We start from the raw sequence: 14,205 nt of genomic DNA, 5'->3' as shown, positions 1-14,205 counted from the left end.
ATAATTAAAGCACTTTATGGAAAATATTGTAATTGGTAAAAGAGAAATAACAATTGAAAAATTTCAATTTGAACACACCTATAATGGGCTAATAATTGGGTTGCCAAATGAAGTCATTAACACCAAAATCTTGTCTGATTACATAAATTCATTAACAAAAGGTCATCGTAAATCTGTTTTTCATCTTACTAGGAATGACTATGTTTCAAATGACACACTAAAACCAGTTATTTATTCTGCATTTTTAGAATCGGACTCAATTGATGATACCGAAAATCAATATGATGGTAGCAGGCTCGTTGTAAGTTGGTTTGGTGAAGAACAAATAAAGAAGTCAATTTCAGAAATTATCACTGAAGGGTTAGCAGGTTTTAAATATGACAAACTCGCTGAGAATTATAAATTTTAAAGCATAAAAAAGACAGGTTTAAACCTGTCTTTTTTTTTTAAATTAAATCACTTTCAGTTATAATTCTGCCAACTCTTTATTTTCGCTTTCACCAATCAATTCCCATTCTCCCCATTGATTGTATGGGAAATATGCGTTATAGTCATTTAATTCATTTTCAAGAATGAATTTTTTTCTTAACCCACTAAAAGAAAATGTTTCATCCGTTCCAGCTATTTTTAAACACTTACTTCCTTTCCTAATAATTTCTGCAACATTTTCAATTCCTTTATTATTTAAAGGAATATATTTTACTTTGTGACCAACTAATAATTTTCCTTCATTGAAAAGTTTTGTGATAAACCTGCCATTACGCTTATTCTCGTCTGTAGTAGTAAAGATTTCATTACGCTTAATTAAAAAATTTCTAGCTACCAGTTCGGCATTATCATCTTTATAATAATTGAATGTAACTGCATTTATGTTTAATCCTTTTGTAGATAAATAGTTAATTACTCTTTCTGTAATTGCATCAATTTCAGAAGCTACTATTAATAGTTTTTGGTTTTCATTTATCTCAATTTCTTCACCATCTTCAAAATTCTTGTTTAAAAGCTCGTAAATTGTTTCTTTACGTCCTTGTTTTTGAAGAATTGAGTTAATATCATCAACTTTCAAAGTGGAAGCCCAAGCGGCATAGTCTAAAGTTTGAGCAATAACATCTCTAGGAGTATTTCCTCTTTTTAGTTCAATAATAACTAAATCTCCACTACTATCGATAGCTAATAAATCAATCTCTTTTAGATGGTCTGTCTTGATTTTTGAGCCAATCAAAATCGCATCAGGAAGAATGATTTTTATATCATTTTCTATCCATCTATGAATTCGGTCTTCATAATCCAAATTAGATTTATTAAGTTCAGTTAATGTATTATGATTTACTTTCCAGATTTTTGTTTCTTGCATTTTTTTTGATTGTTTTACGAACTGCTCTAATGTTGATGTTAGTTTTATTTTTTTCCAATAATTGATTTATTTTCATGGTCATAATTATAATTTACTATAGTTCCATCTAAGATTAAATCAATTACTTTGTCAATTATTGTGAATGGAGCAACAAACCATTCTCTAGGAGTAATTCTTCTTCCTTTATCATCATGAATATCTACGTTCAAACAAACCTCAGCAAAAAAGCGATGCAATAGCTGTTCAAATTTATGCGGATTAACATTGTAACATTTATAGGTTGAAACAATATCAACCTCAGCAAGTAAGTAGGTGGGTTCTTTTACTGCATTTTTTATTCTTTGTCGTACATCAACTTTAGAAAAACCAATTTTATATAAATCCTTAATTTCAGAAATAGCTTTATTGCTTGATTTAGATTTTAAAACATAAATCCAACCTGTTTCTAAATCTTCTTCATTTACCAAATTAGCATTTTTAAACAATTCGTTTTCTGATTCAGAATCAGTATCAGAAACTATCCTACCATTGTTGTAAAGCCCTTTGGATAAACTACGATAATACATATTACTGACCGTACCATTTTCAAAAATTATTCTGGTACGACCATCTTTCCTGATTGCGTCTCCTAATTTTCTGCCTTCAATTCCATCATCTTCTAAAAACAGTAGAATACCATCTAGGATGTAATATTTACCTTTTTCAAGATTTTGTTCTACATCTTTGAATTCGGATAATTTTCTTTTTCCTTCTTTTAATTCTTTATGTACTTCTTTAAACTTATGTTCATAAGGTTCAAAATCTTTGTCTTTCATAGCTTTTCTTCTAGCTACAAAGTCAGCTTCTTCTCTGTCTTTTGAACTTGAAACATTTTTAAGTTTAAATATATCCAGCGTATCTTCAGTATCTAATAAACCAAATTCATCATCATTTAGAATATCATCAATTGAATTTATTTCAGTCACTACATTCCCTAATAAATTGTAGGTATCGTAAGACTTTAATATTTGGGATTTTTTATTGTTCTTTCTTAATTCTTTTAATACAACACCTAAACTTCTTTCAGAAATGACAAAAACATCTGCTTTTGGTTCTCTTTTATTTTTTTCAAAAAAGGCATTAATTTCTTGGAACGAATCAATCAATCGTTCATCCTCTGATTTTATGTTTGAAACTTTAGCTTTTGATTCTAAAAGTCCAAACTCATCATCATTAAAAATATCGTCTAATGTTAACTTTTTAGGCATTAGCTTTTTTCTTTCTTAATTGTTCTCTTAAATATATTATGGCCTCTGCCATTCTTTTTTCTTGTGGGTCGAATGATTGAAGACTTGGTTCTGTTCCTGTTCTAGCTCTCCAATTTTTAATTTTTGGCCACAAAACAAGAGCTTCTTCTTCGGTCATTTCAATTCTTGTTGCATCAATAGTTTCTTGAATCGCTTTGAATACCGATGCTGTAACAGACTTTGATAAAATTTCAAATGCTTTTTGAAATGGATTTATTTGGTCTATCAAATCAATATCAATATCATCAATATTTACAAAACTATCGGCCATTCTGATAAAACGTTTGTCACCTTGTGTTTCAATCGTACTATTTTTAATAACAGAATCCACTACAACATATTGTCTCACTTCTTCAACTTGTTCCTCAGTTAAATCTGGGTAGGTTTCACGAATGATTTTTGGAATCAAAACCGTATTGATAACTTCGGGGTCAACGTTTCCAGGCAATGCTTTAATCATCTTATCATCTTGAAGAATCTTTGCTTTCAAATCGTTAATATCTGATTCTACAATGTCTTTTACTCGTTGAGATGTAGCTTTCTTAAATCCTTTTATTCTAATAGTTTCATCATCGTCTTCTGATTCATCATCGTCTTCATCAGGAAATTTTGGTTTGAATTTGAAATTTGGAGCCAATACCTGTTCCATCAATAAGGAAGCCGTTATAGCTTTAAGCATGTTATTAACGGAGAGTTTTACCTCTCCATCTTCGGCATCTGGTTGAGCAATAAGATTTGTAAATTGAGCATGTGATTTGTTCTCACTATCTCTAGTACATCGGCCAATAATTTGTATAATCTCAGTTAAGGAACCTCTGTAACCTACCGTTAAAGCATGTTCACAAAATGGCCAGTCAAAACCTTCTTTGGCCATTCCTAATGCAATGATAATGTCTACATCATCAGGATTTTTAGAAACTCGCAAATACTCTTGAATTTTATCTCTTTCTTTTTGATTGTCGTTAACTAAATCGGCAACTTTTAAAAGTTTATTTGTTTTTTTACTTCTAATAAATAATAATCCTGTATTTGAATCTTGATACTCTAAGTCCCCTAAACTATCCACAATATGGCTTACTTCTTCATATTTGTCCTTAGTAGATTCACCCGCATTTACACTTGGAATATGTACAATCGTTTTTTTGGTTTCATCTAAAATTTCATCAATTGCAGTAGTGTATTTTCCTTGATAAAAATGATAACCAATACCCAATGATTTTAAATGTTCATATCCGTTTAATTGCTCATAATAATTGTAGGTTACTTTAGTGAATTGCGCTTCTAATTCAGGCAACAACACAGGAACGCTATCACCACGAAAATAAGAACCAGTCATGGCCACAATATGCGCTTTTGACTTGGCCATAATAGAACGCAATACCTCACCTAAACGATTATTACCATCTGCTGAAACATGGTGAAACTCATCTATCGCAATAACGCAATCGTTGAATAATTTTTCATCTACACCTTCACAAGCAAAACGCAATGTAGCATGTGTACAAATCAATATTTTTTCATCGCTTTCAAGAAAATTGTTAAAGGCTTTCACTTTACTGCCTTCACCACTTGGAGTACAAAGATTATAAATATCATTTGGTTCCCAATTAGCAAAGAAACCGTCTTTCATTAAATCAGTACTTGAAAACGAACTACCAATAGAACGCTCTGGAACGGCAACAATAACTTTTCGGATACCTTGATTTATTAATTTATCTAAACCAATAAACATTAACGCTCTTGATTTACCCGATGCTGGCGGTGCTTTGATTAATAGATGTTGTGCAGTACGAGCTTCAAAAGCTCTTTCCTGCATTTCTCTCATACCAAATTCATTGGTTTTCTTGCTTTTACCTGTTTGGTTGTAGCTTACATTAACTATATCTGGCATAATTATTTTGCTTTCTTGGTTTTCTTTTCTTTTTGAAACAAACTATTCTTAGTTGTCATTTCTTCATACATTTTGAAGAGATACTCTAAACGTTCTATATCACTCTCAAAAGGTTTTAAACGATAGCACCGTTCTATAGCAAGGTCAAGTTGATGATGGGCTTCTTTTAATCCAGCGGGCATTTTATCAGGGTCATATAATTGAGCCAACGTTTTTTCTGGATATTTTGCTCTTTCGTCTAATATCTCGAAAACATGGAGATTGATTATTTCTTTATGTTTATCTGTAATTGTCGGAAACGGAAAATTATTATAGCTCAATGAAGTAGAATATCTAAAATCTGATTTCAGTCGACCTCCAGTAGCTTTTACCCATATTACGTGTATTTTTGATGAAATCACTCCAAATATCCAAGGCTGAGCATTATATATAGCTTGGGCTGAATCTAAAACAATTGTATTAGAATCAAAAAAATCAAAGGGAATGTAGTCTCTTCTTTCTGAAGAAACCCTTGGTATGATTATTGTATTTGTGCCATTATATGTTCTTTGTTTGAACCTATTTGGAAAAACAGCATAGTCAATTGTCGATTGAGCTTTGCTTTTTAAGCGAAATTCTGTTACGTTTTTTAATCTGTTATCTATAAAAGGTATTTTGCGAGCATTTTCAACATCACAGTCTTCAATCCATAAACACCATCTTTCAATACCTCTAATTAGTTCTATCGCACCAACCAATTTTTTTATATAATATATTGCTTCTGGATTTGTATTTATCAAGTTGTTTTTTTCTTCAGTGCTAAGAAATAGTTGACCATCATCTGTCGATTTATTTCCATAAACCATTTTTGAAATTTTGCTAATTGGACTACTCCTCCTTGGTAATGTAATATTAGAGCCCTCTGAAAGATATGGATTAATATTCTTAACCTCTTTTTGAATACCATTTAAGTAAATGATTTTTTTCTGCGGTGAATTATTTCGAATTCCAATTATTACAACTATGACACCTGCATTTCCTTTAGCACTATTTGTCCATTTAAATGAAGTATGTGCAAATGAAATTTCTAAGTTATTATTGTAAATATATGGCCACAATAAATCTACTTGTTCACCTTGACAAATTGAATTAGTTGATACAAATGAAAAGGATGAATTCAAATTTACTATATAGTCGCTACCTTTTTTAAACCAGCAGGCTATATAGTCTAAATTTTTAAAATTTTTAAATCCTTTGAAAATGATGGACATATCCTCTTTTTGTATTTTGTCTTGCATACTAGAACCTAAATACGGGGGATTCCCCAAAATATAAATTTCATCATTCTCTTTAGTTGGGCAAACTTCTTTCCAATCTAATCTTATCGAATTGCCTTGAGTAATATGGCCAGCTTCTTTAAGTGGTAAAATTGGCTTGGCTCTACCAAAATCATGTAATTCATCGACAAAAACTTTATTCATTTGATGCTCGGCCAACCAGAGTGATAAAATAGCCATTTCGTGTGCAAAATCATCTAACTCAATACCGTAAAATTGAGATAGCTTGATTTCGGTGAACCAAATCTCAATTTGTTTAGCATTAAAATTCATCCTTGCTTGTGGAGCGTTGGAAACTACTTCATGACCATCTTTTGTAAAATGTATTTTAGATTGGCTACCATCAACTATAATTGAGCTTTGTGGCTCATTAATTTCCTTAATAATTTCTATTTCTAAAGCTCTTAATTCTTTGTAAGCTATAATCAAAAAATTTCCGCTACCACAAGCAGGGTCAAAACATTTTATTTTTGATAATCTAAAGATTAACTTTCTTAGTTGGTTAGGTTTTCCTTTGCTTTTTTCAAACTCTTCTCGAAGTTCATTGAGAAACAAAGGTTCAATCACTTTCATGATATTAGGAACAGAAGTATAGTGCATTCCTAAGCCACTACGATAGGCAGGATTAACTACGGCCTGAATCATGGAGCCAAATATGTCTGGATTGATTTCCGACCAATCTAGTTCACCGCATTCCAGAATTATCTTTCTGGCTTTAGATGAAAATTTTGGAGAAACTATATTACTCCCGAACAAGCCACCATTTACGTAGGGAAATACTTGTAAATAATTAGGTTCTGTACTATTGTCCTCAGTGTTCAATACTTTGAATAACCTATCTAAAAATAAATGTACATCACTACCATCAGATTTTGTATGTTGGCCTAATGTATTGGTAAAAATACCTTCTTCATTGAATATCCCTGTGTCTTCTGCGAAGAAACAAAACAATAATCTTGATAAAAAGATGTTTAAATTATGGCCTCCATCATCATAAATATTTGGGTTTTCGTGTACTAAAATATCATACAGTTTGGCCATTTCGTACGAAGCCTTTCTATCTGCATGGTTTTCATTTTTAGATTGGTATTTCTCCTGTCCAGCCCAAGGTAAAAAGAAATCGAATCTTTTATTGATTTCAGTAATTGGTGTATCAAGCGTTAAGCCTGTTCTAATGTCCTTTGCTAAAAGAGTTTTATAATCAGTAACGATAACAAAACGAGGATTGTGTTTTAAATCTTCTTCGTTTTTGGTTAAATCGTCAATAGTAGTTAGTAATTTATCAGAAGCAACTTCTTTAAAAAAGACTTTCTTTTTGTATAAAACCTCACCTTCAACTTTTGACAAGTTGAAATCTCCTTTTTTTAAACGAGTTATCGAAGTTTTGGAAATTCCATAAGCAACTAATAAATCAAAAATAAAATTTTCTTTATCTATTGATTTTACTAATTCACTTACATTTTTTTCTATTTGAGATGCGTTCATTGCAAGATTTAATTACTTTAATCTTCAAAAATAGTCATTTATAAATATTATTTCGAATTATTTAAAACGGTTCACGAACATCATCATTAAAAACTTGATTTTGGTAGTAAAAACAAGCTTTTTAAAAAATACCGTAAGAGCAAATACAGGAGCATGTAGGAACAAAAGGGAGGGGTTAAATTCCAGAAAAAAAAACACTCTTATATTTTGTATAATAAGTGGAGGAGGCCTGTCATTAAGAGGATGATAATCATTCATTTGGTTTAATTTATTGATTAGCAATCATTTTGTTGAATCTATCTTTTTGCTCTTCAGAAATTAATATGCCTTTATGATATTCTTTATTTTGAGTTAAAGCAATACTACAGAAATAGTATTGAAAATCTTCAAAACTAACTTTAGCCGTTCTAAATTCTTTTTTAAATTCTCTAATATCAGTTTCTTTAAAATTTAAAATATTCATTATTTCTTCAATATCAATAATATCGCTATCTTGATATGTTGGTATAGATTTCAATTCGTCTTGTTTTAAAGTTGGAGTTACATAAAATTCTGAGTTTAACTCTTCAATTGATTTAGCCTTTGTTGAGACAATTTCATTTGGTTTTTCATCAGGTTGTAAAAATTTTTCTAACAAATCAATACTAACCGTAATTTCATGTCCAGAGGTACCAGTTCTTTCATCATAATCTTTTTTAATCGCCTTGAAAAAATCAAATTTGTTTAATGTTGTTATAACTGACCTCATTCCCCCATATTGCATTCCGAACTTTAAAGCTAAAGTCTTATTCGTTTCGAAACAGATTTTCCCATTCTTTTGCCAGCCAATAATGTAGGATACAAATAGTTTTTGCGTTGAAGATAGTTTTGTTGTTGCTAGTAAATTGTAATCTACTTTTACGAAGCTTTTCATTTGTTTTTCTTTCATGTTTATTTAATTTTTTAAATTCTTTTTATTTGTTTTTATTTCAGTAGGAGGTGTTCTTTTGACAGCAATAGATGTTGATTTAACAACTGTGAATTGTGTTTAAAGAGCAGGGGGTTTTGTTGGAGCAGTAGCAGGGATGTTGAATAAAACTCTATCTATTAGATTATTACTATATTAAAATAAGATTAAATAATAAAATAAATTAATATTAATTACTAGATTCATATTCAATATGTTAATGATGAAATATTTATATTTTATTCTTTATGTTCTTTTAGATTAATATCAATTACTATACTCAATCTGATTGATAACAGAAACACTTCAACGGATTTAAATTGCGAAGCAATTACCCTAATCGAAATTGATTAAAAGAAAACAAACCTCAACTCAATATCCTGCGGAGCATTTGTTTTTTCCTTTCTAAAAAGAATAATATCAACGTTGCGAAGCTTTGTTATTTTTTAATCAGAAACACATCTCAACTAAAAGAAAGTTTTGGCTCCGCTCAATTGCCACCCCCGAATTCCGCTCAACCCCCTCCAAAAAATCTGCTTATTTTAGAACATTACTTTATAAGCCTTTTGAGAATATTTTCTAATTATCGATTTAGCTAATTTCATTTTAGGGGGTATTTTGAGAAGTTCTGAATCATGACCATGAGGCATTTTTTTAATATTTAAAGAAGAATTTTCAAGTACCATTTTAGCTCCATAGTAGAAATCATATAGTGCTACGCAAAAAGGGTCAAGTTCAACAGATTTCTTTGTGATTATTTCATTTCTCCTGACAGGTACTTTTTCATAAGCATTAAAATATCTTAGATTCATCAATAAATCTATTTCTTTATCGTTGAAATTCATGTTTCTTAATATTTTTTCATCAAGATACATACGTTCTAATCCCTCAGTATAAGGGAAATCATCATTTAAGGTAGTTGTTGCTTTAAACATTTTATAAAATTTAATTGGTTAGTTTTTTATTGGAAATTCTCTTATCAACAAATCTTCTGGAATCGCTTGGATTTTATCAATTTGCTTAAAGAAAAAAGGAATACCTTTCTTTTTGCAATCATCTCTGAGTAGTCTTCCCCAGTCAGTGTCAAACGGTCTTTTTCCATGACCGCTTTCACCACCATTGATAACCCAATCGACCATGTCTAATAAGACTCTATCCGTTCCATCATTAGCTTCAACCATTAAATCTACTTTTTCCAATTGCGGTTCAATAGAAAGGAACCTTTGTCCTTTTACCTTTGACAGCTGAACGATAAGTTTATTAGCTGTTTCTTGGTCGACTGGTGAAGTTCCAAACATTACGTTCTTCGGTGGATTTTCCTTCCAACTCTCAGGAATGTATTTGTTGATGTTTGAAGGTCTTTTGGTCAAGAGTAAGAACATCAGATTAGGCGAATTAGGAACAATCTCATTGAAGAATTTATCTCTCAACTGTCCTGTATTCCAGAATTCATTTTCTTCTTCTGGATATGGATTTCCTTTATGGTCTACTAATGGCATTGGTTTTTCGAAAATGTCCATCATCGAGCCCACAAAGACTCTGTGGATTTCATTCTGCTTTTCTGCCTCCTTTTGAAATTTTCCAATTTTTGACCAAACATCTTTAATCATTCTTCTAGGTTTATCATTACCCCAGACATTATTTCCAACTCTTTTTGCGAAGGTTAAAGCGTAACAGTTGTCACAGCCTTTTGTAACTTTCATGCATCCCCACCATAAATTTGCCGTGTGATTTGTCCATTCTATTTTGCTATTTTTAGCCATAATTTTAATTTTTAATTTGTTTCTATTGATGTTAATTAGGACACAAGAAGTCCTGTACCCAATTGCTGGGTAAAAAGTGATTTCGTTAATTTTTAATTGTTTTTATCTATTCAGACTAGAATAGAAAATGAGATGATTCAGTGATTCTATAGCGAACTTATTAAGCATCAATGAATTTAGGTTGTATTTTTTTGAATTTCTTTAGGATTTTTCCAATGATATCTTCGGATAGGTTTTCATCTTTAAATTCTTTATCTTCAAGTATTTTAATTATAAAAAATATCTGCTCATTTGAGAAGCTCGCTATATATGTCAATGCTTCTATTTTCCCCTCATCATATGTAAAAAATTCTTCAGATTCAGGATATGTTAGGGTTGCTTGAATAAAAAACAGTAAACCTCTTATTCCACCATCCATGCCATCCTCACAGCTTTCATCATTTTTAATTAATCCTAGTTTGCTATTTATCTCAATAATTAGAGTATCTAAATAGTTTAATTCTTCATTTGTTAATTTTACTTTTTTCATATTTTTTTTGATTTTTATTGTACTGATTTTAAATATTTTCCACTTCTACCTTGTTGCATTTTTCCATTGTAGCTTTCCTTGAGCAATTCATCAAATTGGATTCTTGTTAAAGCTCCCATTTCAGAAGATAGCTCGTGATATAAGTTTGATTCGGCATATAAAGCAAACAGTTCTAAATCTGTTCCTTTATTTGATTCGGATAATTCTTTAATTTTAGAATATACTTCATCTGTTAGGACTAATAGTTTGGCATATATGCCATTGACTTTAGGTACCACCACACTAATTAATTGCAAATTGTTTTCAGTTGTTGTCATTGAATTTTTCATGGTTTTTAAATTTTAAGGTTGGGTTAAGACAGTTCTCTTCCTGTCCATATTCAAATGGAATTTTTTTGTTTTACTATTTTTTGATTATCTGCTCTCCAGATTAGGAAAGACTTTGAAGTTTATGCACTTTGATTGAATCGATTGTTCATCAAATCAAAATTGCTGTTCTGGACTAAAATACTTTCTATCTCAGCAATCGGATAATAATAGATATCCCCAATCTTTGTAAAAGGAAGTAAGTTTTTATCTCGGTAACTTAGGATAGTATTATCACTTAGTCCGAAATACATTTTAAGATGCTTGTTTCGATAATATCGCTTTGGAGATTGGACATTGTCAATTTTAGTTTTAAGCTCTTCTAATAACTTAATAACTGGCTCGAAGGTTTCGTTTGTTGTTTTCATAGTATCAATTGTTTTATTTTGATACTGCAAAGGAAGGTCAGAAACTTGCCAACAATTATTAATTGTCAACAATTGTCAAGTTTTATTTTTTTTCAAATTTAAATTCTTCCATTATGGTAATTAGTTTTTTAGATAGCTTTTCTAAGGTTTTATTATTGGACTTAAGTTCATCTCTATCATTGCTATTAAATTTGGAGTATTCACTTTTAATATCAGTTATAGGGAATGATTTACCATAAGATTCATTATTTCTAACTTCGGTAAAGTTGAAGTTTTGCTCTATGAAACATTTTCTTTGAGCTACATTCTCAAATTTTAGAAGATTTACTTCTTCTAAAATATATAATAACATTAGTGACTCTTTCTTACTTAGATTGAAAGATGCTCTGCTATTAGTTAAAGATTCTTGATTTTGAGATGATAAAATATCTGAATTTTCATTGAAGTCAGTACTTATTTTGTAATTGAAGAAGGTCATTTTAGATTCTATGTCCTTCTTAATATTAGATAAATGGTCTAGTTTGCAGTCAATTATTTTGCATGAAGTAGAAATAAATTTTTGACTAATAACAGTTAAATCATCATTCTCAGCCAATTTGATTCTAAATTTATGATATTGAGTGGTCAATGAATTTTCTTTCTCCATTATTTGTGTAATAAAAGTTTGTAGCAATTCAACATCACTATTCTCTTTTAATTGAATAAGTAGTTTATGGTTAAGGTCATTGTTCAGTTCTTCAATAATTTCCATTTCAGATTCTAAAAACTCTTCTCCATTTTCCACATTTGACTGTGATTCCATGTTAGTGTTTAAATCACCAATTTTATTGATAAGGTCTTGAATTTGAATTACATTCATTTATAATAAATTAAATTTTTAAACTAAATGGAGTTATTTTTAAGTGATAGCTGATAAATATAGGAAAATCTTATAAATTTATCGCAAATCTACTTTATTACTTAAAAATGTCAAAGGAATTAAAAAATACTTATATAGCTACAGTTCAAGAATACGAAAATTTTAATTACGGTATAATCAGTCATCAGGGAGAATGGATTGTTGAACCTAAATTTCAATACCTAGTTAAATTTGGATATAAAGATTATTTTAAATTTCGTAAAAATAATTTTTACGGGATAATTGATTCAAGTAATGAAATAATAATTAAGCCTCAATATGATGATATAAATTTCTTAAATGGAAATTTTGAAGTTTCAATTAATGGGAGAAAAGGTCTTATTAATGCCAATGAAGATTCATTAATCGAAATAAAATACGAATCTATAAAGTATAAGAATGAGCTAGACTTTTACATCATTAAAGTTGATGATAAATACGGAATAATAAAATCAAATTTTAAAGTTGCTATTGATGCCATTTACGACAACCTATCCGACGTTGATAAAAAAGGATTTATTCGTGCTAACTTAAACGGTAAAACAGGGGTGATAGATTCTGATGGTCAATGCTTAATTGATTTTAGTTTTCAGGAAATTAGAAATTTTGATGATGAAGGATTTGCGATAGCTAAAAATAATGATTTATTTGGCTTCATAGACCGTGCTGGAAAATGGCTTATCTATCCAATATATAATCATGTTTCTGATTTCAATAAAAATGGAAATTGCTGTGTAAATATTAATTCAGTTTATGGAGTAATAAATCGTAAAGGGAATTGGGTGATTCAGCCTGAATTTAACGATTGTTCGATATATAATGAAGAATATTACAACGTTAGGCTTAATGGTAGATATGGAATAATAGATATTGATAAAAATTGGAAAGTTGAGCCCATTTATACTTCAGCTCCATTTTTTAATGAAAATGGATTTATAATAGTCAATATCAATTACAAGTACGGTATGGCAGACAGAGATTTTAATTTAATTATTGAGCCTAAGTACGACCATATTTATTTTTTAGTTGGAAATAACAGAGTTGTATTCAGATTGGATGATAAAAGTGCAGTTCTCGATATAAAAAACAAAACAATTGTAGAGCCTAAGGATGAAGATTTTTTTATATCAGCAAAAGGTTTACCTCAATTCAGAGCTGAAGAAGAAACAAAACATGGTGTTTTTAATAATGAAGATAAATTATTACCAACTTCAAGTTTAAAAGGAATTGAAAGTGTTAATGAAAGTATTTTGACTATTTCTCAGCATAGTAATAATAAATATGGAATTTTAAACTCGGAAGGTATTTGGGTTGTTACACCAATATATGATGAACTTGAAAATATTGATGAATTTGGTTTGGTAAAAGCAACATTGCAAAATAAGTATGGTTGGATAGATATAAAAGGTAATTGGAAAATTGAACCCAAATTTGATATTAGAACCTCTTTAGAGAATTATGATGACGATTATTATACAATACAGTTTCTTATAGAGGATACTTTTAGATTTGACAAAGAAGATTTGCAAAATGTGTTTTTTTATGACGAAATTCCAAATACTATTAAATTAGTATTTGGTAAGGGTTTAAATGAGGAGTTCAGAGAAAACCTTGAATACCTACTTTTCTATGACGATTCAGTAGATAACTCGGGTGAAGATGGGATTGCTATTGTTAAAAAAGAGGAGAATTACTTTTTAATATTAAGCCAACATAGACAAAAACCAACTATCTTTTTTTTACATTCTCAATTCGAAAAATGGGAAATTAATAGTTTTTGCTTAGATGAAGTAGGTTATCTTTTTAGTATTACTACTGATATAGATGCTAAAGTAATTAGTGAAAATCATTATCGCATTATTGATGATTTGAAAGGCACAGAACAGATAAAAAGTAGATTATATACCTTTGATTTTTACAATAATAGATTTCTAAGATTGTTAATAGAGTTATGTGAACAAATAGATAATGAATTAGGTTGATAACTATAAACAAAAAACAGAG

General features: G+C 29.8%; 13 protein-coding genes. 2 read left to right on the top strand and 11 right to left on the bottom strand.

Translation table 11 applies throughout. From position 1 onward, the window contains the following. The first annotated feature begins 16 nt into the window (after nucleotides 1-16). Nucleotides 17-409 carry a hypothetical protein gene (locus BUB89_RS07895; protein ID WP_073243738.1) on the top strand — a complete coding sequence of 131 codons (393 nt, stop codon included), beginning with the start codon at nucleotides 17-19 and terminating at the stop codon, nucleotides 407-409. Nucleotides 410-466: 57 nt separating this feature from the next. Here BUB89_RS07895 and BUB89_RS07890 read toward each other — a convergent pair whose 3' ends face one another. The 11 genes from BUB89_RS07890 to BUB89_RS07835 form a co-directional block, all read right to left on the bottom strand. Next, on the bottom strand, nucleotides 467-1,354 hold the full coding sequence (locus BUB89_RS07890; RefSeq protein ID WP_073243736.1) for a PDDEXK family nuclease: 888 nt from the start codon (nucleotides 1,352-1,354) through the stop codon (nucleotides 467-469). Nucleotides 1,355-1,398: 44 nt separating this feature from the next. Further along, nucleotides 1,399-2,601 carry a GIY-YIG nuclease family protein gene (locus BUB89_RS07885; RefSeq protein ID WP_073243734.1) on the bottom strand — a complete coding sequence of 401 codons (1,203 nt, stop codon included), beginning with the start codon at nucleotides 2,599-2,601 and terminating at the stop codon, nucleotides 1,399-1,401. After that, the gene (locus tag BUB89_RS07880; protein ID WP_073243732.1) at nucleotides 2,594-4,531 is read right to left on the bottom strand and encodes a DEAD/DEAH box helicase; all 1,938 of its coding nucleotides are present in this window, start codon (nucleotides 4,529-4,531) and stop codon (nucleotides 2,594-2,596) included. The genes BUB89_RS07885 and BUB89_RS07880 overlap by 8 nt, the downstream gene beginning before the upstream one ends. A gap of 2 nt (nucleotides 4,532-4,533) precedes the next feature. Then, on the bottom strand, nucleotides 4,534-7,332 hold the full coding sequence (locus tag BUB89_RS07875; protein ID WP_073243730.1) for a class I SAM-dependent DNA methyltransferase: 2,799 nt from the start codon (nucleotides 7,330-7,332) through the stop codon (nucleotides 4,534-4,536). Between the two features lie 268 nt (nucleotides 7,333-7,600). Then, nucleotides 7,601-8,260: a hypothetical protein gene (locus BUB89_RS07865; protein WP_073243726.1), complete on the bottom strand. Its 660-nt coding sequence runs from the start codon at nucleotides 8,258-8,260 to the stop codon at nucleotides 7,601-7,603. A gap of 560 nt (nucleotides 8,261-8,820) precedes the next feature. Continuing rightward, nucleotides 8,821-9,213 carry a hypothetical protein gene (locus BUB89_RS07860; protein WP_073243724.1) on the bottom strand — a complete coding sequence of 131 codons (393 nt, stop codon included), beginning with the start codon at nucleotides 9,211-9,213 and terminating at the stop codon, nucleotides 8,821-8,823. Between the two features lie 18 nt (nucleotides 9,214-9,231). Further along, nucleotides 9,232-10,041 (bottom strand): DUF5131 family protein, encoded by an 810-nt coding sequence (locus BUB89_RS07855; RefSeq protein WP_073243722.1) that lies wholly within the window; start codon nucleotides 10,039-10,041, stop codon nucleotides 9,232-9,234. A 160-nt stretch (nucleotides 10,042-10,201) separates the two neighbouring features. Beyond that, nucleotides 10,202-10,570 carry a hypothetical protein gene (locus tag BUB89_RS07850; protein WP_073243719.1) on the bottom strand — a complete coding sequence of 123 codons (369 nt, stop codon included), beginning with the start codon at nucleotides 10,568-10,570 and terminating at the stop codon, nucleotides 10,202-10,204. A gap of 14 nt (nucleotides 10,571-10,584) precedes the next feature. Next, a complete protein-coding gene (locus BUB89_RS07845; protein WP_141384470.1) occupies nucleotides 10,585-10,887 on the bottom strand; it encodes a hypothetical protein in 303 nt (100 codons plus the stop codon). A gap of 131 nt (nucleotides 10,888-11,018) precedes the next feature. After that, complete coding sequence (locus BUB89_RS07840) at nucleotides 11,019-11,303, bottom strand: helix-turn-helix domain-containing protein (protein WP_073243838.1); 285 nt, start codon at nucleotides 11,301-11,303, stop codon at nucleotides 11,019-11,021. A gap of 82 nt (nucleotides 11,304-11,385) precedes the next feature. Beyond that, complete coding sequence (locus BUB89_RS07835; protein ID WP_073243715.1) at nucleotides 11,386-12,162, bottom strand: hypothetical protein; 777 nt, start codon at nucleotides 12,160-12,162, stop codon at nucleotides 11,386-11,388. Between the two features lie 107 nt (nucleotides 12,163-12,269). On the opposite strand from BUB89_RS07835, the gene BUB89_RS07830 reads away from it, so the two are divergent. Beyond that, complete coding sequence (locus BUB89_RS07830; RefSeq protein WP_073243713.1) at nucleotides 12,270-14,183, top strand: WG repeat-containing protein; 1,914 nt, start codon at nucleotides 12,270-12,272, stop codon at nucleotides 14,181-14,183. The last annotated feature ends 22 nt before the right edge of the window (nucleotides 14,184-14,205 follow it).

Origin of the sequence: Flavobacterium flevense (assembly GCF_900142775.1) — a bacterium.
GTDB classification, from domain to species: Bacteria; Bacteroidota; Bacteroidia; order Flavobacteriales; family Flavobacteriaceae; genus Flavobacterium; species Flavobacterium flevense.
Note: the sequence above shows the minus strand (reverse complement) of the source record. Positions and strands in the feature narration are given on the sequence as shown.

Bases quoted from the DNA above. Each gene is read 5' to 3' on its own strand.
- BUB89_RS07855 (WP_073243722.1), bottom strand. From the start codon at position 10,041: ATGGCTAAAAATAGCAAAATAGAATGGACAAATCACACGGCAAATTTA.
- BUB89_RS07865 (WP_073243726.1), bottom strand. From the start codon at position 8,260: ATGAAAGAAAAACAAATGAAAAGCTTCGTAAAAGTAGATTACAATTTA.
- BUB89_RS07880 (WP_073243732.1), bottom strand. From the start codon at position 4,531: ATGCCAGATATAGTTAATGTAAGCTACAACCAAACAGGTAAAAGCAAG.
- BUB89_RS07845 (WP_141384470.1), bottom strand. From the start codon at position 10,887: ATGACAACAACTGAAAACAATTTGCAATTAATTAGTGTGGTGGTACCT.
- BUB89_RS07840 (WP_073243838.1), bottom strand. From the start codon at position 11,303: ATGAAAACAACAAACGAAACCTTCGAGCCAGTTATTAAGTTATTAGAA.
- BUB89_RS07890 (WP_073243736.1), bottom strand. From the start codon at position 1,354: ATGCAAGAAACAAAAATCTGGAAAGTAAATCATAATACATTAACTGAA.
- BUB89_RS07830 (WP_073243713.1), top strand. From the start codon at position 12,270: ATGTCAAAGGAATTAAAAAATACTTATATAGCTACAGTTCAAGAATAC.
- BUB89_RS07875 (WP_073243730.1), bottom strand. From the start codon at position 7,332: ATGAACGCATCTCAAATAGAAAAAAATGTAAGTGAATTAGTAAAATCA.
- BUB89_RS07850 (WP_073243719.1), bottom strand. From the start codon at position 10,570: ATGAAAAAAGTAAAATTAACAAATGAAGAATTAAACTATTTAGATACT.
- BUB89_RS07860 (WP_073243724.1), bottom strand. From the start codon at position 9,213: ATGTTTAAAGCAACAACTACCTTAAATGATGATTTCCCTTATACTGAG.
- BUB89_RS07885 (WP_073243734.1), bottom strand. From the start codon at position 2,601: ATGCCTAAAAAGTTAACATTAGACGATATTTTTAATGATGATGAGTTT.
- BUB89_RS07895 (WP_073243738.1), top strand. From the start codon at position 17: ATGGAAAATATTGTAATTGGTAAAAGAGAAATAACAATTGAAAAATTT.
- BUB89_RS07835 (WP_073243715.1), bottom strand. From the start codon at position 12,162: ATGAATGTAATTCAAATTCAAGACCTTATCAATAAAATTGGTGATTTA.